The following is a 19,618-nucleotide window of genomic DNA, read 5'->3' on the forward strand; positions in this document are numbered from 1 at the left end:
GTCAAACTGTTGACTCATTCGTCGACACCGGCGTAACGTCGGTGTCATGACAGAGTCGACAGGCGGGCTGGAGCACCGGGTGAGGGGCGTGGACCACGTCGCCTTCCCGACCTTCGACCCCGCGGCCACGGTGCGCTTCTACCGGGACGTCCTCGGCTTCCCGGTGGTGCACTCGATCTGCGCGGCGGGCTGGGGTCCCGAGAACCACCCGGACTTCATCCACTTCTTCTTCGACATCGGCAACGACGACCGGATCGCGTTCTTCTACTACTTCGGCACGGAGAACCCGACCCGCGGGGACAAGGGGGACGCCTACGCGAAGTTCGCCGCGGACGTCCCCGAGTACTTCGTCCGCTCCCGGCACCTCGCGATCCACGTGGAGAACGAGGAGGACCTGCTGGAGTACCGCCGCCGGCTGGACGCGAGCGACTGGCCCGTCGAGATGCAGATCCAGCACGAGACGATCGAGTCGATCTACACCCACGACCCGAACGGCTACTTCTTCGAGATCACCCGGGCCATGCGGCCGGTCACGCCGCAGGAGGACCTGGACGCGAACCTCACCATCGATGCCCTGCTCGACGTGCTGGACCGGCCGGAGCCGACCTTCGGCAAGCTGCTGGCCCGCAAGGCCGAGCTGATCGTCGACCGGGCCGGGGGATGGCAGCCTGCGGAGCCGGCGGGGCGGGCAGGCACAGCGGGCTGGGAGACGGTGGTTCGATGAGCACGCTCTACGTGCTCGACGTCCCGGAGAACACCGCCGTCGCGAAGATCGCCGCCGAGGACCCCACCGTGGTCGTGGACAAGATCGGTCCGTACTTCGAGATCCGGGCGGACGGGCCCCTCGTCGTCGACCGGCGGGCGACCGGGTGCCGGCACGCGGTCTGGTACTCCTGCGTCGCGGGCGTCGCGCCGGGAGACGTGATCACCCAGCACGACAAGGACGCGCTGCGCGTGGAGCCCGCATGAGGCTGGGGCAGGGGCGCTACCTGGCCGCGGGCGAGCGACCCGGCGCGACCGTCACCAGCGTCCACGAGCTCACCACGGCCGACGGGGCGACGGTCCGCGGCGTGCTGGCCACCGTGCCCGGCGCCCGGACCGTGGTCTGCCTGATGCACCCGCGCCAGGACGTCACACACCACGCGCTCGTGCCGCTGTTGCTGCAGGCCGGGGCGGCGGTGTGGACCCAGGGCTCGCGCTCGCCGAACAACGACCTGAACCTGGTGCACGAACAGGCCCTGCTCGACGTCGGGGCAGGCCAGGTGTTCCTGCGCGAGCGGTTCGAGGACGTCGTGGTGCTCGGGCACTCCGGCGGCGGCACCCTGTTCGCCTACTACCTGGAACAGGCGGCGTCGACCGACCGGATCGGCACGACCCCCGGCGGGCGCCCCGTCGACCTCGCGGGCGCCGAGCTGCCCGTCGCGGACGGCGCGATCTTCCTCGCCCCGCACCCCGGCCAGGGCAGGCTGCTGCTGGCCTGCATCGACCCCTCGGTCGCGGACGAGGCGGACCCGATGTCGGTGATCCCGGAACTGGACCCGTGGAACCCCGCCAACGGGTTCGCCGAGCCGCCCGCGAGCTCCTCGTACAGCGCGGAGTTCCTGGCCGAGTACCGCGCGGCGCAACGCGCCCGGGTCGAGCGGCTCGACGCGTTCGCCCGCGAGTCCCTCGCCGCGACCGCGGCGGCGCGGAAGGCGCACAAGGTCACCGGCGCCGCCGTGGACCGGCGCCGCGCCCTCGCCCCCACGATCATGACGGTGTTCCGCACGGACGCCGACCCGCGCAACGTCGACCTCTCGCTGGACCCGAGCGAGCGGCCGTACGGCTCGCTGTTCGGCACCCGCCCGGACCTGATCGACTACGGCCAGGTCGGCTTCGGCAGGCTCGCCACCCCGGAGGCCTGGCTCTCCACCTGGTCCGGCCTGTCGAGCAACGCGGACTTCGTGCGGTGCGCCCCGGGCGTCACGGTCCCGACGCTGTTCCTGGAGCTCACCGGGGACCAGGCCGCCTTCCCCGCGGACTCGGCCCGCATGATCGCCGCGCTCGGCACGGCGCCGATCCCCGGCGGCGACCTGACCACGGCGAAGGTCCGCGGCCTGCACTTCGGCGCCGCCCTCGCCCCGGGCGAGCCCACCGGCAACGAGCTGGCCGCCGCCGAGATCGCGACCTGGCTCGAGAAGCGCCACCCCCTGTCCCCGCCGCCCTGACCGGCCAACGGGGCGTTCGCTCATTCCTGGTGAGCGAACGCGCCGTCGGTGTGGTGGGGGGTGGGGGAGCGAGCGGCGCGTCGGTTCACTCCTCGTGAGCGAGCGCACCGTTCGCCGGGTCAGGGGGCGGGGCGTAGGCGCGCAGGAACACGTCCACGCCGTCCCGGGCGATCTGCTCGACCTCCGCGGCCGGGAGCGGGAGTGCGCCGTGGAAAGAGCGGCTGGTCACCTCGCCCGCCGAGAGCAGGACGAGGTGCCGGGCGGCCCGGGAGGGGTTTGCCGCGCGCAGCCTGCCCTCGGCCATGAACCGGGCGAGGTGGGCCTCCAGGGCCTGCTGCACCCGCCGGGGGCCGGTGTCCTGCCAGGACTCCACGGCCTCGGCGGGGATGTGCCCCACCTCGGCGGCGATCTGCCGGACCAGCGCGAAATGCTCGCGGTCACCCGGCGCGGCGTGCTCCTGCGCGAACCCGACGAGTGCCTCCCGCAGGTCCGCCACCTCCCCGCCCAGGTGCTTCTCCATGGCCTCGATCTGGCTCTCGGCGACCCGGGTCGCGCTCTCGTCGATCACGGCGCCGAACAGCGCGGCCTTGTCGGCGACGTGGTTGTAGATCGTCCGCGTGGACACCCCGGCCTCGCGCGCGATCTGGTCGATGCTCGCGCGGGTGTAGCCCTCGCGGGCGAACACGGTCAACGCACCGCGCAGGATCGCGCGCCGCTTGTCGGGGAGCCGGGGCACGCGTGGATCCTTCCAGGTACAACGACCGTTGTCACTTTACAATGCACGTTGTACTTTACCCGCCATGAGCAGTGAGATCAGGATCGGGATCGTCGTCGGGAGCACCCGCCCGAACCGTCGGGGCGGCGTGGTGGCGGACTGGGTGCGACGGGGGATCGAGTCGCGCGGGCTCGCCCCGGAGCTGCTGGACCTGGCGGAGTGGAGCCTCCCGATGCTCGACGAGCCCGACCCGGCCATCCACGGCGCGTACGCGAACCCGCACACCCGGGCGTGGGCCGCGGCCGTCGACCGGTGCGACGCGTTCGTCTTCGTGGTCCCGGAGTACAACCACTCGTTCCCCGCCGCGCTGAAGAACGCGATCGACTACCTGTTCGCCGAGTGGAACGACAAGGCGGCCGGGCTGGTCGGGTACGGGGTGCAGGCCGGGGTGCGGGGGATCGAGGCGCTGCGGCCGGTGCTGTCCGAGGTGAAGATCGCGCACGTCCGGACGCAGGTGTGCCTCACCCTCATGACGGACTTCGCGCTCTCCGGACCGACGGACGTCGGAACCCTGCATCCCGCGCCGTACCAGGAGGAGGCCCTCGGGCGGATGGTCGACGAGGTGGTGGCGTGGGCCGGTGCGCTGCGCGGGTTGCGGGTGCCGACGTGACCCCGGCGGTGCGGCGGATCGCCGCGGTCGTGGTGCTGGGCGCGCTGCTGTCCATGCTCGACGCGACGGTGGTCGCCGTCGGACTGGAGACGATGGCCCGCGACCTGGGCGTGGACCTCGCCGCGGCGCAGTGGATCGCCCACTCCTACCTGCTGGCCCTCGCCGTGGCCCTGCCCGCGTGCGGCTGGCTGGGCAGACGGGTCGGGACGGGGCGGCTGTGGCTGGTCGCGCTGGCCGGGTTCACCCTCGCCTCGGTCCTGTGTGCGGCCGCGCCGACCCTCGGGCTGCTGGTCGCGGCGCGGGCGCTACAGGGGGTGGCCGCCGGGTTCCTGGTGCCGAGCGGGCAGGCGTTGCTGGGGCAGGCCGTCGGGCCGGAGCGGCTGGGCCGGGTGATGGCGCTGCTGGGTGCGGTGGTCAGCCTCGGGCCCGCGCTGGGGCCGGTCGTCGGGGGTGTGCTGCTCGAGGTCGCGTCCTGGCCGTGGCTGTTCCTGATCAACGTGCCACTGGGCGCCGTGGGGGTGGTGGCGGGCCTGCGCGTGCTGCCGCGCGGCACGCCCGCCCGCCCCGGCCCGCTCGACGTCCCGGGGCTCCTCCTCGCCGGGATCGGCCTGTCCGTGCTGGTCTACGGCCTGACGGTGCGCGCCCCGCTGCCGATGGTGGCAGGCGCGGTCCTGCTGGTGCTGTTCGTGGTCCGGACCCGGCGCCGCCCGTCTCCGCTCACCGACCTGCGGCTGTTCGCCGAGCGCCGGTACGCCCTCGCGACCCTCTGCAGCACTCTGACCGGCGCCTCACTCTTCGGCACGGTGCTGGTGTTCCCGCTGCTCCTGCAGCTCGCGCGCGGCACGGGCCCGGTCGGCACCGGGCTGTCCCTGCTCTCCTACGGCCTCGCGACGGCGGCCTCCACACCCCTGGCCGGGCGGCTCACCGACCGCGTGGGTGGCGGCCGGGTCGCGGTCGCAGGCTGCGTGGGGCTGATGCTCACCGCGATCCCGTTCGCGCTGTGGACCCCGGGGCCCGTGCTGCTGCAGGTCCTGCTGGTGCTGCGCGGCGTGGCCATCGGCTTCGCCGCCATCCCCCCGACCGTCGCGGCGTACGCGGCGGTGCGTCCCGAGAGCCTCCCGGACGCCACCACGCAGCTCAACGCCCTGCAACGGGTGGGAGGGGCGGTCGGCGGCGCGCTCGTGGCGACGGTGCTCGCGACCCTGTTGCCCGCGGGAACCGCCGCGGCCTTCACCGCGGTGTTCTGGCTCCTCGCGGGTCTGGCCGCCGTCGCCCTCGTGCCCGCCGTCCTCCTGGCGAGACAGCCCGCGCCCGAGCCGACCCCCCGTGAGCGGCGATAGTCGCTACAGCGACCATCGCCGCTCACGGGTGGTCAGGCGCCGGGGAGGAAGAGGCAGAACGGATGGCCGTCGGGATCGCGCAGCACCCGGACGTCCGCCTGGGGTTGCTCGGTCTCCAGCGTCGCGCCCAGCGCAACTGCCCGTGCCACGTCCGCGTCGAGGTCCTCGCTGAGCAGGTCCAGGTGCAGCTGCATCTGCGGCGCGCCCGCGCGGGCGGGCCAGGCGGGCGGCACCTGCGGGGGTTCGAGCTGGACGCTCAGGCCCGGTCGCTCACGGGCCGGATCGCGCAGCCGCACCCACTCCGCGGACTCCTCGACGGTGTCCCAGCCAAGGAGGTCGCGGTAGAAGGCGGCGAGCGCGGGCGGGTTCGGCGAACCGAGCACGACGGCGGCGAAGGAGACGCTCATGGCATCGGGCTACCCCTGTGCGCCGGGGTTCAGCGCAGGGGGGCGGCGGTCTTCTCGCGGACCTCGTCCTCGCTCACGCCGAAGGTCTCGACGAGCTGGAGGCCCTCGGGGGTCACGTCGATCACCGCGAGGTCGGTGATGATCCGGTTCACGCAGGCCACCCCGGTCAGGGGGAGGGTGCACTCCTGCAGGATCTTGGGGGAGCCGTCCTTGGAGACGTGGTCCATCATCACGATGACCCGCCGGGCGCCGTGGACGAGATCCATCGCGCCGCCCATGCCCTTGATCATCTTGCCCGGGATGGCCCAGTTCGCGAGGTCACCCGTGGCGCTGACCTGCATCGCACCCAGTACGGCGACGTCCACGTGCCCGCCGCGGATCATGCCGAAGCTGTCCGAGGAGCCGAAGAAGCCCGCGCCGGGCAGAACTGTGACGGTCTCCTTGCCGGCGTTGATCAGGTCGGCGTCCACCTCGTCGTCGGTGGGGTAGGGGCCGACGCCGAGGATGCCGTTCTCGCTGTGCAGCACCACGGTCCGGTCCGCGGGCACGTGGTCCGGGACCAGGGTGGGCATGCCGATGCCGAGGTTGACGTACGCGCCGTCCCACAGCTCGTCCGCCACCCGCTTCGCGAGCTGGTCCCTGGTGAGACTCACTTCCGCACCGTCCTGAACTCGACCTGCTTCTCGACGTCCGGCACGTGGACCACACGCTGGACGTGGATGCCGTGGGTGTGCACCGCGTCCGGGTCGATCTCGCCGGGCTCGACGAGGTGCTCGACCTGCGCGATCGTGATCCGGCCCGCGGCGGCGCAGTCCGGGTTGAAGTTGCGTGAGCTGCGCCGGTAGACGAGGTTGCCGTGCCGGTCGCCCTTCCAGGCGTGGACCAGCGCGAAGTCCGGGGTGAGGGCGCGTTCGAGCACGTAGCGCGTGCCGTCGAACTCGCGGACCTCCTTCTCCGGCGAGCGCACCGCGACCGAGCCGTCCGGCGCGTAGCGCCAGGGCAGCCCGCCGTCCGCGACGAGCGTGCCGACCCCGGCGGGGGTGAAGAACGCCGGGATCCCCGCGCCGCCCGCCCGCAGCCGCTCGGCCAGCGTGCCCTGCGGGGTCAGCTCCAGCTCCAGCTCGCCCGCGAGGTACTGGCGGGCGAACTCCTTGTTGTTGCCGACGTAGGAGCCGATCGTGCGGCGGATGCGGCCCGCCGCGAGCAGGGTGCCGAGGCCGAACCCGTCGATCCCCAGGTTGTTGCTGATCGTCTCCAGGTCCGTCGCGCCCTGCTCGAGCAGGGCCGCGATCAGCACGGTCGGCACGCCGGACATGCCGAACCCGCCGACCGCCAGCGACGACCCGTCACCGATGTCGGCCACCGCCTCCGACGCCGAGGCCACCACCTTGTCCATGCCCGGCACGGTACGGCAGGTTCGCATGTCGCACAAGTGTTCGTATCGCGAACAGGCGCTAGCCCAGGAGCGCGGCGCGGAGCTCGTCGGCCGTCGCGTAGATCGCGGCCGCACCCGCCGCGGCGAGCTCGCCCGGCTCGGCGTAGCCCCAGCCCGCACCCAGGCAGGAGACGCCGTGCGCGGCCGAGCCGACGACGTCGTGCAGCCGGTCGCCGACCATCACGCAGTCCGCGGGCGCGGGGGAGCCCAGCCTGCGCAGCGCCTCCTCGACCACGGCCGCCTTGGACGGCCGCCGGGCGTCCACGGTGTCCCCGGTGATCGCGGTGAACAGCTCGGTCCAGCCCTGGTTGGCGATGATCTCGCGGGCCGCGGGCTCGTTCTTGCTCGTCGCGAGCCCGAGCCGCACGTCCGCGGCGACCAGGGCCCGCAGCAGCGGCTCGATGCCGGGGTACGGCGTGGACTTGAGCAGCCCGCTCTCCTGGTAGAGCGGGCGGTAGCGGGCCAGCACCGCGGCCGCGGCCTCGGCCCCGACGATCGGCGGCAGGGACTCGTAGAGCGGGGGTCCGAGCAGGTGCCTGCCGATGACGGTGTCGTCCCACGGCACGCCGACCTGGTCGAAGGCCGTGCGCAGGGTGCCGAGGATGCCGGGGGCGGAGTCGACGAGGGTGCCGTCGAGGTCGAGGAGGACGGTGCGAGTCACCCCGCCATCATCCCCGACGAGGTGGACGCATGACGTACGGTTGTCCGCATGACGAACGCGGGGCTGCTCACACCGCTGTACGGAGCGGGTGCCGTGGCGGCGCGGCTGACCGACGACGAGTGGGTCCGCGCCCTGCTCGACGTCGAGCGGGCCCTGTCCCGCGCCGCGGCCGAGCACGGGTTCGTGCCGGTCGAGCACGCGAAGCGTATCGCGGACACCGCCTTCGCCGTGGACCCCGCCGAGCTCGCCGCCGCGTCGGTCGAGGGCGGCAACCCGGTGATCCCGCTGGTCCGGCTCATGCGGGCCGCGGTGGGGGACGCGGCGTCCGCGGTGCACCCGGGCGCGACCAGCCAGGACGTCATGGACACGGCGGTCGTGCTGCTGGTGCGCCGCGCGGCCGAGCCGCTGCTGGCCGACCTCCGGGGGGCCGCGGACGCCGCCGCCGCGCTCGCCGCGACCCACCGGGACACCCCGATGATGGCGCGCACCCTCCTGCAGGCCGCCCTGCCGACGACGTTCGGCCTGGTCGCGGCGGGCTGGGCGGTCGGACTCGACGCCGCCGTGCGCGATCTCGCCGCCCGGGTCGACGCGCTGCCGGTGCAGTTCGGCGGCGCGGCCGGCACGCTCGCCGGCTCCGACCCGGCCGTCGCCGACACCCTCGCCGACCTGCTCGACCTGCCCCGGCAGCAGGTCCCGTGGCACACCGAGCGGACCCGGATCGGTGCGCTCGCCGGGGCCCTGGGCGTGGCCGCGGGGGCCTGCGGCAGGGTCGCGACGGACGTCGTGCTGCTGGCGCAGACCGAGCTGGCGGAGGTCTCGGAGGGGGCGCCGGGGGACTCGTCCTCGATGCCGCACAAACGCAACCCGATCGCGGCGGTGACCGCGCGGGCGTCCGCGCGGCGGGCGCCCGGCCTGGTCGCGACGCTGCTCGCCGCCATGGACCACGAGCTCCAGCGCGGCGCGGGCCCCTGGCACGCCGAATGGGGGACCCTGACCGAGCTGCTCGGGACGACCGGCGGCGCCGCGGCCCGGCTGCGGACCTCCCTGACCGGGCTCGAGGTCCATCCCGACGCCATGCGGGAGAAGCTGACCGGGCCGGACACCGGCCACGCGGGCACACTGGTCGACCGGGTCCTGGAGTCGCGATGAGCGCGGACGGGCCGAACGCGGCGGAGCGCCTCACCGAGGTCGTGCCGCGGCAGGAGCACGTGCAGTCGCTGGCCCGCGGCCTGGCGGTGATCAAGGCGTTCAACGGCGACCGGCCCGCCCAGACGCTGTCGGACGTCGCCAGGGCGACCGGGCTGACCCGCGCCGCCGCCCGCCGGTTCCTGCTCACCCTCGCCGAGCTCGGCTACGTCCGGACCGACGGGCGGCTGTTCACCCTGACCCCGCGGGTGCTGGAGCTGGGCTACTCGTACCTGTCGGCGCTGTCGCTGCCCGAGGTCGCCGAGCCGCACCTGGAGGAGCTGGTGCAGCTCGTCCACGAGTCGGCCTCGGTCGCGGTGCTCGACGGCTCGGACGTCGTGTACGTCGCGCGCGTCGCGACCAGCCGGATCATGACCGTGTCCATCACGATCGGGACCCGCTTCCCGGCCTACGCGACGTCGATGGGCCGGGTCCTGCTCGCCGCGTTGTCCCCCGCCGAGCTGGACCAGCGCCTCGGTGACCCGCGCAGGCTCACCGAGCGCACGATCGCGGACCCGGCCGCGTTGCGGGACGTGCTCGGAGACGTCCGCGCGGCGGGCTACTGCCTGGTGGACCAGGAGCTGGAGGAGGGCCTGCGGTCGATCGCGGTGCCGATCCGGGACAACACGGGCCGGGTCATCGCGGCCGCGAACGTCAGCACCCACACCAGCCGCGGCACCCGGGCCTGGCTCCGCGACGAGGCCCTGCTGCACCTGCGCGCGTGCGCGCTCGGCATCCAGCAGGACCTCCGCGGGGCCCGGGGGGCCTAGATCCGCAGCCTCGCCTCCACGTCGGCCGGGGCGTCCGGGAGGGCCCTGAGCTCGGCGACCAGGCGGGCCCGGTCCGCGTCGCGGTAGCCGTGGAAGGGGATCGCGGAGCCGATGACCGGGTGCAGGGCGCGGCGGCGCCGGACCGGCGTCCAGGCGACGATCCAGGCCAGCAGGGCGATGACGGCGATGACGGTGAGCACGGTGGAAGTCATGGCAGGAAGTGTGCGCTCTGCCAGTTCTTGCCAGAAGTGGCCAGAACGCCACAGGTCGTAAATATACTGCCGTCATGCTCCGCAGTGTCGCCGTCCTCGTCCTGGACCGGCTCGCCGTGTTCGAGTTCGGCGTGCTCTGCGAGGTCTTCGGGCTCGACCGCTCCGACGACGGGCTGCCCGTGCTGGACTACCGGGTCTGCGGCGTCGAGGCGGGCAAGCCGGTGAGCACCTCCGGCGGCGTGCAGGTGATCCCCGAGCACGGGCTCGACGGGCTCGCCGGGGCCGACCTGGTCGCCGTCCCGGCCACCGGCCTGCGGGAGTACCCGGAGGAGGCGCTGCAGGCGCTCCGGCAGGCCGAGGCGGCGGGCGCGACCATGCTGAGCGTCTGCTCGGGGGTGTTCGTGCTGGCCGCCGCCGGGCTGCTGAGCGGGCGCCGGGTGGCGACCCACTGGCACAGCGCGGACGAGCTGCGGGCCCGCCACCCGGACGTCGAGGTGGACCAGGACGTCCTGTTCGTCGACGAGGGCAACCTGATCACCAGCGCGGGCACCGCCGCCGGGATCGACGCATGTCTGCACCTCGTGCGCCGCGAGCTCGGCAGCGCCGTGGTCAACGGGATCGCGCGCCGCATGGTGGTGCCGCCGCAGCGCGAGGGCGGCCAGCGCCAGTTCATCGACCGCCCGGTGCCGGAGTGCTCCGCGGACTCCCTCGGCCCGGTGCTGGACTGGCTGCTGGCGAACCTCGACGTCGAGCACTCGGTCGCCGACCTCGCCAAGCGGGCGGCGATGTCCGAACGCACCTTCGCCCGGCGGTTCGCCGCGGAGACCGGCACCAGCCCGCTGCGCTGGCTGACCCGGCAGCGGGTGCTGCACGCGCGCAGGCTCCTGGAGGACACGGACCTGTCCGTGGACGCCGTCGCGAGCCGGTGCGGGTTCGGCTCGGCGACGCTGCTGCGCCACCACTTCAAGCAGGTCGTGGGCGTGCCGCCCGCGGACTACCGGCGGTCGTTCCAGCGGGTGTGACGGCGGGGTGTGATCCACCCCCACTACCTGAACGGTCGCTCAGTAGGCACGATGTCCGAATGGACGCGAGCCCGATCGCCGCCCCGCCCGTCGAGGAGCACTTCCCGGGGCCCGAGGCGGTCAGCCGCCGATTCGCCTCCGCACCGGTCGAGGGCGGCCTGGGAGTGCGGGTCGCGGCGATGGCCGACCGCCGCGACCCGCAGCCCGAGCGCCTGCGGCTGACGGCGCCGCTGCGGGTCGGGACCCCGCACCTGGTCACCCTCGCGGTCGCCACGGACACGGCGATCGGCATCGCCGTGCACTCCGCGACACCCACCCAGACGTCGGGGCCCACGCTGGACCTGCGCCTGGACGCGATCGCGGACCCCGCGCCGGGCGCCCGCAGCCTGGAGATCGTCGCGGAGGTGCTGGGCACCCCGACCGCGGACGACCGCGCAGGCGCCGCGCGGGCGCTGGTCACCGACGACACCGGACGCACGGTCGCCCACGGGATCGCCACGATGGTGATCGAGCCGTTCACCCCGCGCACCCCCGGCCGCCGCCCCGGGACGGTGGACGGGCCGCAGCTGGACGTCTCCCGGCTCGTCCGCACCCTGGCCACCGCGCCCCTCACGGATGACACCCTGACGCTCCCGCTCGGCCCGTGGCTGGGCAACCTGCGGGGGACCATGCACGGCGGGCTCGTGCTCGCCGTCGGGCGACTCGCCGCGCAGCGGATCACCGGATCGACGGGCCGGATGCTGGACACGGCCGTCGAGTACCTGCGCCCCGTGCCCCTCGCGGGCACGCTGACCTGCCGGATCGTCCCGGAACGGGTCGGGCGGCGGTTCCGTACCGACCGCACGGAGCTGGTGCTGCCGGACGGAAAGATCGCCGCCATCGTGCGCTCCGCCACGGCATCGGGGTGATACTCGGGTCACCACCACATCGAGGAGCGCGACGATGCCGGCCTCACCCACCCCGCCCGCTTCGGGGGGCGCCGTCCCCCAGACCCGAATCGCGGTGATCGGCGCGGGCCCGTCCGGGCTCTATGCGGCCGCCGCCCTGCTCGCCTCCGAGTCCCCCGTGGACGTCGACGTGATCGACCGGCTCCCCGCCCCGTACGGCCTGGTCCGCTACGGGGTCGCCCCCGACCACGTGAAGATGAAGTCCGTCATCCGGGTGCTGCAGCGGCCCTTCTCCGACGGCTCGCGGGTCCGGTTCCTGGGCAACGTGCGGGTGGGGGAGGGCGGCGTCCCGCTGGACGTCCTCAAGGAGCACTACCACGCGGTGATCCACGCCTCCGGCAGCTCGGTGGACCGGGCCCTGGGGATCCCCGGTGAGGAGCTCCCGGGCAGCTACGGCTCCGGCGCGTTCGTGAGCTGGTACTGCGGACACCCGGACCACGTCGACCTCGACCCGGTGTTGGACCACACGGGCGTCGTGGTGGTGGGGGCGGGGAACGTGGCGCTGGACGTCGCGCGGGTGCTCGCCCGCGGCCACGTCGAGATGGCGGCGACGGACGTGCCGGACCGGGTGCTGGACGCGCTGCGGGGCAGCGGGGTCGAGGACGTGCACGTGGTGGTCCGGCGCGGGCCCGAGCACGTGAAGTTCACGCCCGCCGAGCTGCGCCAGATCGGGGAGCTCGCGGGCGTGCAGGTCCTCGTGCACGGCTACACCGAGCCCGCGGAGGAGCCCGCCGAGCGGCGGCAGAAGCAGAACCTGGCGATGCTGGCCGAGTGGGCCGCCGACCCGGGGCCCGCCCGGCCGCGACGCATCCACCTGCACTTCCACCGCACGCCGGTGCGGCTGCTGGGGGAGGGCCGGGTCACGGGGATGGTCGTCGAGCCCACCGGCGGCGGGGCCGAGGAGACGCTCGACGCCGGCCTGGTCGTGCGCGCGATCGGCTACCTCGGCGAGCCCATCCCGGGCCTGCCGTACGACGGCGGGATCGTCCCGAACACGGCGGGCCGGGTCGAGCCGGGCACCTACGTCACGGGATGGATCAAGCGCGGCCCGACCGGGGTGATCGGGACCAACAAGGGGGACGCCGTCGAGACCGTCGCGAGCCTGCTGGACGACCTGCACACCCTGCCCACCCCGCCGCACCCGGACCCCGACTCGGTGGTCGCGGTGCTGGAGGCCTACGGCGTCGAACCCGTGACGTGGACCGACTGGGAACGCCTCGACGCCGAGGAGGTCCGCCGCGGGGGAGCCAGGGACGCGGAGCGGGTCAAGGTCGCCGACCTGCAGGACATGCTGGCCGCGGCCCGGGGCCGGTCCCGCGTGTCGTGAGCGGCGGTCGTGAGCGGCGATGGTCGCCAGAGCGACCATCGCCGCGCACGGGTGGTCAGTAGGGGTCGACGGACTCGACGGTCGGGATGGCGCGCAGGCGGGTCTGGAAGGCCTCGGCCTCGTCCGCCGTCATGCTGACCGAGCAGGTGAGCGCGCTGCACCCGACGCCCTCGCGGACGTCCACGGCCATCTCCTTGACCAGCGGACCGCACGCGCGCAGCTCCGCGGCGACGAGCAGGACGCCGTCCATGCCGTGCGTGGTGATGATCGTGTGCTTGCGCAGGATCCGAGAACCGGTGAAGGCGGGGCGGTCGATCGTGATGCTCATGGGAGTGCTCCGGGGTGCGTTCGGGAGACGTACGGGAACGCGAGCCAGGTCTGGCAGGGTCCTCGACTTGGGGGAGCGGGGCGAGAGCCCGCAGAGCGCGACGGCGGCCTGGGTCAGCCGACGCGCCGGGCTACTACGAGCCCGAGGCGCGCGGCGAGAAGAAGGCTCGCGGCGATTCGCACGTCGAGGACACTACCACGGAGGTGATCCACACGACACCGGGCGGGACCCGGAGCACGGAAAAGGCCCCCTGACCATGCGGTCAGGGGGCCTTCTCGAGATGAGCTCAGTCCGTCTGGTCCTTCGGCCGCCCGGCGTCCGGACGACCCGCCAGCTCCAGCTGCTCCGCGGCGCGGGCCCGCTCCTCGCTGGCCTCCAGCTCCTGGTGGTGCAGGTCGGCGCGCGCCTGCTCCAGGGCCGCGGTCTCGTCGACCGGGTCCGGGGAGAGCAGCGAGCCCGCGACCGGGTCGCCCGCCGAGCCCAGCTGGTTCATCCGCTTGGGCACCGGGGCGCCCTGGTAGTCCAGCGGGATCGCGTGCCCGTGGCTGTCGACGCCCGCGAGGGGCTGGTGGATCTCGATGAACTCACCGTGCGGCAGGCGCCGGATGATGCCGGTCTCGATGCCGTGCTCCAGCACCGCGCGGTCGCCGCGCTGCAGGCCCACACAGAGCCGGTAGGTCACCCAGTAGACGATCGGCGGGACCACCAGCAGGCCGATGCGGCCCGCCCACGTCGTCGCGTTGAGCGAGATGTGGAAGAAGTAGGCGATCCAGTCGTTGACGCCGCAGAGGACGAGCCAGACGTAGAACGAGATGCCCATCGCGCCGAGCGCGGTGCGGACCGGGACGTCCCGGGGGCGCTGCAGCAGGTTGTGCAGGGCGTTGTCCCCCGTCATCCGCCGCTCGACGGCGGGGTAGATGCCCGCCACCACGAACAGCACCGGGAGGAACGCCACCGTGGCCCAGAAGGCCGCCGGGATCGTGTACCTCCCGAACAGGTAGATCTCCCACGGCGGGAAGATGCGCGCCATGCCCTCGGAGAAGAGCATGTACCAGTCCGGCTGGGACCCGGCCGAGATGTGCGAGGCGTCGTAGGGGCCGAGGTTCCAGATCGGGTTGATCTGGAAGATGCCCGCCATGATGCCGATGACGCCGGTGACGACGGCGAAGAACGCGCCGCCCTTCGCCGCGAAGACCGGGAGGATCCGGACGCCGACGACGTTGGTCTCCTTGCGGCCCGGGCCGGGGAACTGGGTGTGCTTCTGGTACCAGACCAGGCCCAGGTGCACGCCGATCAGCGCGAGCAGGATGCCCGGGAAGATCAGGACGTGGACGATGTAGAGCCGCGGGATGATCTCCGTGCCCGGGAACTCGCCGCCGAAGAGCAGCCAGTGCGCCCAGGTGCCGATCACCGGGATCGACATGATGAAGCCCGAGGCGATGCGCAGGCCGACGCCGGAGAGCAGGTCGTCCGGCAGCGAGTAGCCGGTGAAGCCCTCGAGCATGCCCAGCAGGATCAGGACGAGCCCGATGATCCAGTTCGCCTCGCGCGGCTTGCGGAACGCGCCGGTGAAGAACACCCGGAACATGTGGGCGATCATCGAGGCGACGAACAGCAGCGCGGCCCAGTGGTGGACCTGCCGGACGAACAGCCCGCCCCGGACCTCCAGGGAGATCTCGAGCGCGCTCTCGTAGGCCCGCGACATGTGGATGCCGCGCATGTTGTCGAACGGCCCGTTGTAGACGACCTCGACCATCGACGGGTCGAAGAACAGCGCGAGGTAGATGCCCGACAGCAGCAGGATGATGAAGCTGTAGAGGGCGACCTCGCCCAGCATGAAGGACCAGTGGGTCGGGAAGACCTTGTTGAACTGCTTCCGCAGCCCGGCCGCCGGGTGGTACCGCTGGTCGGCCTCGTCCAGCGCCCCCGCGAGTCTGCTCGCCGAGGTCGTGGTGGGTGTGGTGATGGCGCTCATGGCCTCCGCTCCCAGAATGCCGGTCCGACAGCCTCGATGAAGTCGCTCCGTGCCACGAAGTAACCCTCGCTGTCCACGGTAATGGGCAACTGGGGGAGTGCGCGCGTCGCGGGACCGAAGACGGGCCGCGCGTACTCGGTCGCCAGGAACTGCGACTGGTGGCACGGGCACAGGATCCGGTTGTCCTGTGCCTGGTACAGCGACGTCGGGCAGCCCAGGTGGGTGCACACCTTCGAGAAGGCGTAGAAGTCGCCGTAGTTGAAGTTCTCCTGCCCCTGCCGCTTCACGGTGGGGGTGTCCGGCCGGAGCCGGATGAGCATGACGGGCGCGTCGGAGGCGCGCTGCGCGTGCAGCAGGGCCTCGTCGTCACCGCGCTGGGACTCGATGTACGGGAACACGGTCTCCATGGAGCCCGGCTCCATGTCCTCGGGGCGGACCCGGGAGATCTCGCCGAGGATGCCGGTGTCCCGGCGCAGGTAGACGGTCTCGCCGTTCTCGCCGCGCCACGGGGTGACCCACAGGGCCGCCTCGTCGCCGCCCTTCCACGGGTTGCGGATCAGCGGGCCGAGGGCGGCGATGCCGATCCCGACGCCGAAGATGCCCGCGGCCGCCCCGGCGGAGCGGGTGATCAGCTTGCGCCGCGCGATGTCGGTGGAGCGGCCCGCGCCCGCGAGCTGCGCCAGGATCGTCTTGCGGTCGACCTCGGGGGAGCGGCCGTCGTGGCGCTGCTGGACCGACACCTCCTCGGGGAAGAACTTCCGCACGTAGGAGATGACGCCGATACCCAGCGCCAGCACCGCGAACCCGAACAGGAACCCGACGACCGGGGTGTAGAGGTGGTACCAGCCGTAGCCGTCCTGACCGGGGGCGACGTACTCGTGCGGCCACGCGATGAACGCGACGATGAAGCCCAGCGCGGACAGCGCGGAGAGGATGAACCAGGTGGCGACGGAGCGCTCGGCGCGCTTCTCGGCGCGGGTGCCCTTGACCGGGAACCGGGGCGCGTTGTGCACGACCTCGACGCCGTCGAGGGTGCCGGCGAGCCGCTCGAGCTCCTCCGGCGACATGCGCTCGAGCTCCTCAGGCGTGGGCTGCGCCGCTCCCGGGGTGTCGGTGGCGCTCAATTCTTCGCTCCCAACCACATCGCGAATCCGATGATCGAGGCGAGGCCGACGATGAAGACGACCACGCCCTCCGTCGTCGGGCCGACGCCGCCCAGGTCAAGACCGCCGACCTGGTTGTTGCCGTTCGTCACCGACTTGACGTAGGCGATGATGTCCCGCTTCTCCTCCGGCGTGAGCTGCCGGTCACCGAACTTCGGCATGTTCTGCGGGCCGGTGAGCATCGCCGTGTAGATCTGCTCCTCGGTCGGCTCGGCGAGCGCCGGGGCGTACTTGCCGGAGGACAGCGCGCCGCCGACGCCGGTGAAGTTGTGGCAGCTGGCGCAGTTGAGCCGGAACAGCTGACCGCCGCGGGCCGGGTCGCCGCCGCGCAGGGCGGCACCGGTCTGCGCGGGGGTCTCGGGACCGCCGCCGTTCGCCTGGACGAAGGCGCCCAGCGCGTCGAGGTTCTCGCGGCCGACCTCGGTGTCCGGGTCGAACTGGGGGAGCGGGGGCTTGCGCATGATCTGCGCCTCCTGCCGGGCCGCGGGCATGCGGCCGGAGGAGACCTGGAAGTAGACCGCCGCGTCGCCGACGCCGATCAGGCTCGGACCGCGCGACTCGACACCCTGCAGGTTCGAGCCGTGGCAGGTGATGCAGGCCGCGTTGTAGAGCTCCTCGCCCTTGGCGACGAGCGCCTGGTCGGTCTGGGCGGTCGCCACGTTGTTGTCGGTCTGCTCGCTCACGAACAGGGCGAGGCCGCCGGTGGCCACGAGCGCGACGCTCAACGCGGCCGCGGCGGCGAGCCGCCGCTTCAGCTTGCCGTGACCCCACCTCTTTCGTGGGGTACGTGTGGTGGTCTCGGTGGTCATCGTCGGCGTCTCACCCTCACGGTGGTCGTGCTGTCGGTTCGGGGCTGGTGCAGGTGGCGCGGGGGCCCCGCTACCGGATGAAGTAGATGACGGCGAACAGGCCGATCCACACGACGTCGACGAAGTGCCAGTAGTACGACACGACGATCGCGGCGGTGGCCTGCGCCGGGGTGAACTTGGAGAGCTTCGTGCGGATGAGCAGGTACACGAACGCGACCAGGCCGCCCGTCACGTGCAGGCCGTGGAAGCCCGTCGCCATGTAGAAGACGGTGCCGTAGGCGCTCGACGAGATCGTGGTGGCGTGCTCGGTGACCAGGGTGTGGTACTCGTTGACCTGGCCGATCACGAAGAACGTGCCCATGGCCAGGGTCAGCAGGTACCAGCGCCGCAGGCCGAACACGTCGCCCCGCTCCGCCGCGAACACGCCGAACTGGCACGTGAACGACGACGCCACGAGGACGATCGTCACCACCAGCGCGTACGGGACGTCGAGGTGGGTCGGCGGCGGGGGCCACTCGCCGACGTTCTGGGCGCGCGCGGTGAAGTAGATCGCGAACAGGCCGGCGAAGAACATCAGCTCGCTGGAGAGCCAGACGATGGTGCCGATGGAGACCAGGTTCGGTCGGTTCAGCGAGTGGATCCGCGCGCTGATGTTGGGAGCCGCTGTCGTCACGCGGGCATTATGACCCACATCTTCTACAGCGTGTCGGTCAACCCGGGTTCTTTTGCGATGAACGTGCGCGGAGCGGTCCGGGTTCCCGGCTAGTATCCGGCGGGTGAGCGACGCACCGACCCAGAACGTGCTGGTCTTCAGCCACCGCCCGGAGGTGAGGGAGGCCCTGATCAACGCCGTCGGGCGCCGTCCGGCCCCGGACGTCGGGCGCATCCGCTACCAGGAGGTCGGCGGTGTCGCGGAGGTCCTCGCGGCGTGCGACGCGGGCGAGGTCGATCTCGCGATCCTCGACGGCGAGGCGCAGCCGACCGGCGGGCTCGGGCTCGCCCGGCAGCTCAAGGACGAGATCACCGACTGTCCCCCGATCGTGGTCGCCGTCCGGCGGGCGGACGACCAGTGGCTCGCCACCTGGTCGAAGGCGGAGGCGGTGCTGGTCCACCCGCTCGACCCGATCACCGCGGCGGAGACGGTGGCGGACGTGCTGCGTTCGGCGCTCGCCACCCGCTGATGGCGGGGACGACCTGGCCGGGGGTGCTCGGCAGGCTCATCGGCGGGACCGACCTGGGCGCGGACGAGTCGGCCTGGGTGATGGACCAGGTGCTCTCCGGGGACGCGACGCCCGCGCAGCTGGCGGGCTTCCTCGTCGCGCTGCGCGCCAAGGGAGAGACGGCGTCGGAGATCACCGGGCTGGCCGCGGCGATGCTCGACCACGCCCACCGGATCACCGTCGCCGCCCGCTCCGTGGACGTCGTCGGCACCGGCGGGGACCAGGCCAACACGGTCAACATCTCCACCATGGCCGCCGTCGTGGTCGCCGCGGCCGGGGTGCCGGTGGTCAAGCACGGGAACCGCGCGGCGTCCTCGGCGTCGGGCGCGGCGGACGTGCTCGAAGCCCTCGGGGTGGCGATCGACCTGCCGCCCGCCGCCGTGGTCTCGTGCGTGGCGGAGGCGGGGATCGCCTTCTGCTTCGCCCCCGTCTTCCACCCGTCGATGCGCTACGCCGGGCCGGTGCGCCGCGAGCTCGGGGTGCCCACGGCGATGAACATCCTCGGCCCGCTCACCAACCCCGCCCAGCCCTCCGCGGGGCTCGTGGGCTGCGCGGACCCGCGGCTCGCCCCGGTGCTCGCCGAGGTGCTGGCCGGGCGCGGGGCGTCCGCGCTGGTCGTCCGCGGGGACGACGGGCTGGACGAGCTCACCACGACCACCACCAGCACCGTCTGGGTCGCGGGCGGGGGCGCGGTCAGGTCGTCGACGTTCGACCCGGCGTCGGTCGGGATCCCGCTCGGCACCCGCGAGGACCTGCGGGGCGGGGACGCCGCACACAACGCCCAGGTGGCCCGCGACCTGTTCGCCGGCAAGGCCGGGCCGGTGCGGGATGCCGTGCTGCTCAACGCCGCCGGCGCCATCGCGGCCTTCGACGGCCCGGTCGTGGACCTGGTGGGCGCGCTGGGGGCGGGCCTCACCCGCGCGACCGAGGCGATCGACTCCGGCGCCGCGGAGGCGCTGCTGGCGCGGTGGGCGTCGGTGTCCACGGGGTTGAAGAGCTAGCCACCCCTCTCCGTCGACGAAGCCCGTCGCACCGACCGGTGCGGCGGGCTTCGTCGTGTGCGGGGGTCCTGCGGCGGGGGGTGCACGTTTCGTGCGCTCAGTGCTGCGTGATCGCCGGTTGTGTGCGCTCAGGGTGGTGGGGCGACGGTGTCGGCACGGAAATCGCGATCATGCCGGCGCGCGGGCGGGGGTGGTCACCGATGGTGAGATCGCGGTGACTTCTC

Annotated in this window: 23 protein-coding genes; 12 read left to right on the top strand and 11 right to left on the bottom strand. The window is 73.1% G+C overall.

Features of this window, described 5'->3' with window-relative positions; genetic code table 11:
• Window positions 1-46 precede the first annotated feature (46 nt).
• From L3X23_RS05890 to L3X23_RS05900, 3 genes are read left to right on the top strand one after another with little or no spacing between them, the layout of a single operon-like run.
• A complete protein-coding gene (locus tag L3X23_RS05890; RefSeq protein WP_237191110.1) occupies window positions 47-724 on the top strand; it encodes a VOC family protein in 678 nt (225 codons plus the stop codon).
• Entirely contained in the window at window positions 721-969 is a 249-nt protein-coding gene (locus tag L3X23_RS05895) for a hypothetical protein (RefSeq protein ID WP_237191111.1), read from the top strand. Before L3X23_RS05890 ends, L3X23_RS05895 begins: the two co-directional genes overlap by 4 nt.
• Window positions 966-2,207 carry an alpha/beta hydrolase gene (locus tag L3X23_RS05900; protein ID WP_237191112.1) on the top strand — a complete coding sequence of 414 codons (1,242 nt, stop codon included), beginning with the start codon at window positions 966-968 and terminating at the stop codon, window positions 2,205-2,207. The genes L3X23_RS05895 and L3X23_RS05900 overlap by 4 nt, the downstream gene beginning before the upstream one ends.
• 85 nt (window positions 2,208-2,292) lie before the next feature.
• Here the strand turns inward: L3X23_RS05900 and L3X23_RS05905 are convergent, their stop codons facing one another.
• On the bottom strand, window positions 2,293-2,943 hold the full coding sequence (locus L3X23_RS05905) for a TetR/AcrR family transcriptional regulator (RefSeq protein WP_237191113.1): 651 nt from the start codon (window positions 2,941-2,943) through the stop codon (window positions 2,293-2,295).
• Window positions 2,944-3,007: 64 nt separating this feature from the next.
• Between L3X23_RS05905 and L3X23_RS05910 the strand changes: the two genes are divergently transcribed.
• Both L3X23_RS05910 and L3X23_RS05915 read left to right on the top strand, forming a co-directional pair.
• Window positions 3,008-3,592, top strand: a complete 585-nt coding sequence (locus L3X23_RS05910; protein WP_237191114.1) for an NADPH-dependent FMN reductase — start codon at window positions 3,008-3,010, stop codon at window positions 3,590-3,592.
• Window positions 3,589-4,932, top strand: a complete 1,344-nt coding sequence (locus L3X23_RS05915) for a DHA2 family efflux MFS transporter permease subunit (protein ID WP_237191115.1) — start codon at window positions 3,589-3,591, stop codon at window positions 4,930-4,932. The genes L3X23_RS05910 and L3X23_RS05915 overlap by 4 nt, the downstream gene beginning before the upstream one ends.
• Window positions 4,933-4,964: 32 nt before the next feature.
• Here the strand turns inward: L3X23_RS05915 and L3X23_RS05920 are convergent, their stop codons facing one another.
• The 4 genes from L3X23_RS05920 to L3X23_RS05935 are packed head-to-tail and all read right to left on the bottom strand — an operon-like array spanning window position 4,965 to window position 7,435.
• On the bottom strand, window positions 4,965-5,339 hold the full coding sequence (locus L3X23_RS05920) for a VOC family protein (protein WP_237191116.1): 375 nt from the start codon (window positions 5,337-5,339) through the stop codon (window positions 4,965-4,967).
• Window positions 5,340-5,368: 29 nt separating this feature from the next.
• Window positions 5,369-5,992 (bottom strand): CoA transferase subunit B, encoded by a 624-nt coding sequence (locus L3X23_RS05925; RefSeq protein ID WP_237191117.1) that lies wholly within the window; start codon window positions 5,990-5,992, stop codon window positions 5,369-5,371.
• A complete protein-coding gene (locus L3X23_RS05930; RefSeq protein WP_237191118.1) occupies window positions 5,989-6,735 on the bottom strand; it encodes a CoA transferase subunit A in 747 nt (248 codons plus the stop codon). The genes L3X23_RS05925 and L3X23_RS05930 overlap by 4 nt, the downstream gene beginning before the upstream one ends.
• Window positions 6,736-6,793: 58 nt before the next feature.
• Window positions 6,794-7,435 carry an HAD family hydrolase gene (locus L3X23_RS05935; protein ID WP_237191119.1) on the bottom strand — a complete coding sequence of 214 codons (642 nt, stop codon included), beginning with the start codon at window positions 7,433-7,435 and terminating at the stop codon, window positions 6,794-6,796.
• A 48-nt stretch (window positions 7,436-7,483) separates the two neighbouring features.
• Here L3X23_RS05935 and L3X23_RS05940 point away from each other — a divergent pair, with 48 nt between their 5' ends.
• Window positions 7,484-8,584 (top strand): lyase family protein, encoded by a 1,101-nt coding sequence (locus L3X23_RS05940; protein WP_237191120.1) that lies wholly within the window; start codon window positions 7,484-7,486, stop codon window positions 8,582-8,584.
• Complete coding sequence (locus L3X23_RS05945; RefSeq protein WP_093075787.1) at window positions 8,581-9,390, top strand: IclR family transcriptional regulator C-terminal domain-containing protein; 810 nt, start codon at window positions 8,581-8,583, stop codon at window positions 9,388-9,390. The genes L3X23_RS05940 and L3X23_RS05945 overlap by 4 nt, the downstream gene beginning before the upstream one ends.
• Here the strand turns inward: L3X23_RS05945 and L3X23_RS05950 are convergent.
• Window positions 9,387-9,602 carry a hypothetical protein gene (locus L3X23_RS05950; protein WP_143029918.1) on the bottom strand — a complete coding sequence of 72 codons (216 nt, stop codon included), beginning with the start codon at window positions 9,600-9,602 and terminating at the stop codon, window positions 9,387-9,389. The two genes, L3X23_RS05945 and L3X23_RS05950, sit on opposite strands and share 4 nt — an antisense overlap.
• 74 nt (window positions 9,603-9,676) lie before the next feature.
• Here L3X23_RS05950 and L3X23_RS05955 point away from each other — a divergent pair, with 74 nt between their 5' ends.
• Genes L3X23_RS05955 through L3X23_RS05965 form a run of 3 tightly spaced genes read left to right on the top strand, consistent with a single transcriptional unit; the run spans window position 9,677 to window position 12,898 of the window.
• A complete protein-coding gene (locus L3X23_RS05955; RefSeq protein ID WP_237191121.1) occupies window positions 9,677-10,624 on the top strand; it encodes a helix-turn-helix domain-containing protein in 948 nt (315 codons plus the stop codon).
• 59 nt (window positions 10,625-10,683) lie between these two features.
• Window positions 10,684-11,532: an acyl-CoA thioesterase domain-containing protein gene (locus L3X23_RS05960; RefSeq protein ID WP_237191122.1), complete on the top strand. Its 849-nt coding sequence runs from the start codon at window positions 10,684-10,686 to the stop codon at window positions 11,530-11,532.
• A 34-nt stretch (window positions 11,533-11,566) separates the two neighbouring features.
• Entirely contained in the window at window positions 11,567-12,898 is a 1,332-nt protein-coding gene (locus L3X23_RS05965; RefSeq protein ID WP_237191123.1) for an FAD-dependent oxidoreductase, read from the top strand.
• A 55-nt stretch (window positions 12,899-12,953) separates the two neighbouring features.
• On the opposite strand, the gene L3X23_RS05970 is transcribed toward L3X23_RS05965, so the two are convergent.
• From L3X23_RS05970 to L3X23_RS05990, 5 genes are all read right to left on the bottom strand, one after another.
• Window positions 12,954-13,226, bottom strand: coding sequence for a hypothetical protein (locus L3X23_RS05970; RefSeq protein WP_093075772.1), 273 nt, complete (start codon window positions 13,224-13,226; stop codon window positions 12,954-12,956).
• Window positions 13,227-13,512: 286 nt separating this feature from the next.
• A complete protein-coding gene (locus L3X23_RS05975) occupies window positions 13,513-15,201 on the bottom strand; it encodes a cytochrome bc complex cytochrome b subunit (RefSeq protein WP_237191124.1) in 1,689 nt (562 codons plus the stop codon).
• A complete protein-coding gene (locus L3X23_RS05980) occupies window positions 15,198-16,325 on the bottom strand; it encodes a ubiquinol-cytochrome c reductase iron-sulfur subunit (protein WP_255733899.1) in 1,128 nt (375 codons plus the stop codon). Before L3X23_RS05980 ends, L3X23_RS05975 begins: the two co-directional genes overlap by 4 nt.
• The gene (locus L3X23_RS05985) at window positions 16,322-17,173 is read right to left on the bottom strand and encodes a c-type cytochrome (protein ID WP_093075763.1); all 852 of its coding nucleotides are present in this window, start codon (window positions 17,171-17,173) and stop codon (window positions 16,322-16,324) included. The genes L3X23_RS05980 and L3X23_RS05985 overlap by 4 nt, the downstream gene beginning before the upstream one ends.
• 70 nt (window positions 17,174-17,243) lie before the next feature.
• On the bottom strand, window positions 17,244-17,813 hold the full coding sequence (locus L3X23_RS05990; RefSeq protein ID WP_218129689.1) for a heme-copper oxidase subunit III: 570 nt from the start codon (window positions 17,811-17,813) through the stop codon (window positions 17,244-17,246).
• Between the two features lie 136 nt (window positions 17,814-17,949).
• On the opposite strand from L3X23_RS05990, the gene L3X23_RS05995 reads away from it, so the two are divergent.
• Window positions 17,950-18,354, top strand: a complete 405-nt coding sequence (locus tag L3X23_RS05995) for a hypothetical protein (protein WP_093075758.1) — start codon at window positions 17,950-17,952, stop codon at window positions 18,352-18,354.
• Window positions 18,354-19,394: an anthranilate phosphoribosyltransferase gene (trpD, locus tag L3X23_RS06000; RefSeq protein ID WP_237191125.1), complete on the top strand. Its 1,041-nt coding sequence runs from the start codon at window positions 18,354-18,356 to the stop codon at window positions 19,392-19,394. The genes L3X23_RS05995 and trpD overlap by 1 nt, the downstream gene beginning before the upstream one ends.
• Window positions 19,395-19,618: the final 224 nt, after the last annotated feature.

It is taken from the genome of Pseudonocardia sp. WMMC193 (genome assembly GCF_021728735.1).
In the GTDB taxonomy this organism is placed as follows: Bacteria; Actinomycetota; Actinomycetes; order Mycobacteriales; family Pseudonocardiaceae; genus Pseudonocardia; species Pseudonocardia oroxyli.

What these genes read in the sequence shown, in the direction of transcription:
- L3X23_RS05975 (WP_237191124.1), bottom strand. Translation starts at nt 15,201, where the DNA reads ATGAGCGCCATCACCACACCCACCACGACCTCGGCGAGCAGACTCGCG.
- trpD (WP_237191125.1), top strand. Translation starts at nt 18,354, where the DNA reads ATGGCGGGGACGACCTGGCCGGGGGTGCTCGGCAGGCTCATCGGCGGG.
- L3X23_RS05970 (WP_093075772.1), bottom strand. Translation starts at nt 13,226, where the DNA reads ATGAGCATCACGATCGACCGCCCCGCCTTCACCGGTTCTCGGATCCTG.
- L3X23_RS05930 (WP_237191118.1), bottom strand. Translation starts at nt 6,735, where the DNA reads ATGGACAAGGTGGTGGCCTCGGCGTCGGAGGCGGTGGCCGACATCGGT.
- L3X23_RS05955 (WP_237191121.1), top strand. Translation starts at nt 9,677, where the DNA reads ATGCTCCGCAGTGTCGCCGTCCTCGTCCTGGACCGGCTCGCCGTGTTC.
- L3X23_RS05910 (WP_237191114.1), top strand. Translation starts at nt 3,008, where the DNA reads ATGAGCAGTGAGATCAGGATCGGGATCGTCGTCGGGAGCACCCGCCCG.
- L3X23_RS05895 (WP_237191111.1), top strand. Translation starts at nt 721, where the DNA reads ATGAGCACGCTCTACGTGCTCGACGTCCCGGAGAACACCGCCGTCGCG.
- L3X23_RS05985 (WP_093075763.1), bottom strand. Translation starts at nt 17,173, where the DNA reads ATGACCACCGAGACCACCACACGTACCCCACGAAAGAGGTGGGGTCAC.
- L3X23_RS05965 (WP_237191123.1), top strand. Translation starts at nt 11,567, where the DNA reads ATGCCGGCCTCACCCACCCCGCCCGCTTCGGGGGGCGCCGTCCCCCAG.
- L3X23_RS05900 (WP_237191112.1), top strand. Translation starts at nt 966, where the DNA reads ATGAGGCTGGGGCAGGGGCGCTACCTGGCCGCGGGCGAGCGACCCGGC.
- L3X23_RS05960 (WP_237191122.1), top strand. Translation starts at nt 10,684, where the DNA reads ATGGACGCGAGCCCGATCGCCGCCCCGCCCGTCGAGGAGCACTTCCCG.
- L3X23_RS05945 (WP_093075787.1), top strand. Translation starts at nt 8,581, where the DNA reads ATGAGCGCGGACGGGCCGAACGCGGCGGAGCGCCTCACCGAGGTCGTG.
- L3X23_RS05940 (WP_237191120.1), top strand. Translation starts at nt 7,484, where the DNA reads ATGACGAACGCGGGGCTGCTCACACCGCTGTACGGAGCGGGTGCCGTG.
- L3X23_RS05950 (WP_143029918.1), bottom strand. Translation starts at nt 9,602, where the DNA reads ATGACTTCCACCGTGCTCACCGTCATCGCCGTCATCGCCCTGCTGGCC.
- L3X23_RS05920 (WP_237191116.1), bottom strand. Translation starts at nt 5,339, where the DNA reads ATGAGCGTCTCCTTCGCCGCCGTCGTGCTCGGTTCGCCGAACCCGCCC.
- L3X23_RS05890 (WP_237191110.1), top strand. Translation starts at nt 47, where the DNA reads ATGACAGAGTCGACAGGCGGGCTGGAGCACCGGGTGAGGGGCGTGGAC.